1 protein-coding gene and 1 pseudogene are annotated in these 1,087 nt (G+C 60.4%); both read right to left on the bottom strand.

All coding sequences use genetic code 11. From position 1 onward, the window contains the following. A partial coding sequence (locus tag EOA86_RS35800; protein ID WP_164892374.1) for an MBL fold metallo-hydrolase occupies positions 1-790 on the bottom strand: 790 nt, incomplete at its 3' end. Between the two features lie 149 nt (positions 791-939). Further along, positions 940-1,087: pseudogene (locus EOA86_RS35795) on the bottom strand (peroxiredoxin); the annotation flags it as partial.

Raw genomic sequence — 1,087 nt, 5'->3', positions numbered from 1 at the left:
GCAGCGCGTGCAGGATCAGCCTCGGCATCGGCAGCGTCCTGTCGCGTGCCTCGCGCAACGCTACGAAATCCGCCTCTGTCCTGCAGGCGGCAACATGGGTGTTCTTGGATTTCTGTTCTGCAACAGTGCTCTCCCACAAGGGTTCGCGCCCCTCCGCCTGGTAGTCATGACCGACGAACAGACGTGTCTCGTCCGGTAGCGCAAGGATATCCTGGATCGAGCGCCAGAGTCGCGCGGCACTGCCGCCGGGAAAATCCGCTCTTGCCGTGCCGCTGTCCGGCATGAACAGCGTATCATGGATGAAAGCGGCGTCGCCGATCACATACGTAATCGAGGCCAGTGTGTGGCCTGGCGAAAAAAGCACCTTTGCCGGAATGCCGCCGACCGAAAAGGTCTCGCCGTCGGCAAACAGCCTGTTCCACTGCGATCCGTCGGCAGGAAAATCCGGCCAGTTGTAGATCGCTTTCCACAATTTCTGGACGTCGATAATCTTGTCGCCGATCGCCGTAGGCGCTCCTGTCTTCTCGTTGAGATAGTGCGCCGCCGAGAAATGGTCGGCGTGGGGATGCGTGTCGAGAATCCATTCGACGACCAGCCGTTGATCTCTAATGAACTCGAGCATCGCGTCGGCATTCTTCGTCGCCGTGGCGCCGGATTTCTCATCGAAATCAAGAACGGGATCGATGATTGCGCATCGTCGCGTCTGTGGGTCGGCGACAACATACTGGATGGACCCGCTCGGCTTGTCGTAAAAGCCTGCCACCTGCAGCTTGGCCGATGTCGCGTCCAATCTCGGCTCCCTCAACGCCCACCCGGCAGGAATGGTTTTCCCTGCCGGGGTAAAAGAAGAGCATGGTGGTTCGCCAGCGCCACCCCGTCAAGCACCGCATGCTTGGCCGAGGCAAAAAGGCCGAAAATCCTTCCGTGCGTCCTGGCCGTTCAGGCTGAGGGCTGCTTGGTCTTCCGGAGATACGGCAGGATCGTCTCGTAGGCGCCGAAACGCTTGATCGCGTCCTCATTGGAAACGGCGGCGGTGATGATGACGTCCTCGCCCTGCTTCCAGTTCGCCGGCGTCGCCACCTGGTGC

Source organism: Mesorhizobium sp. M5C.F.Ca.IN.020.32.2.1 (assembly GCF_004023105.1).
Lineage (GTDB): Bacteria > Pseudomonadota > Alphaproteobacteria > Rhizobiales > Rhizobiaceae > Mesorhizobium > Mesorhizobium wenxiniae.
Note: the sequence above shows the minus strand (reverse complement) of the source record. Positions and strands in the feature narration are given on the sequence as shown.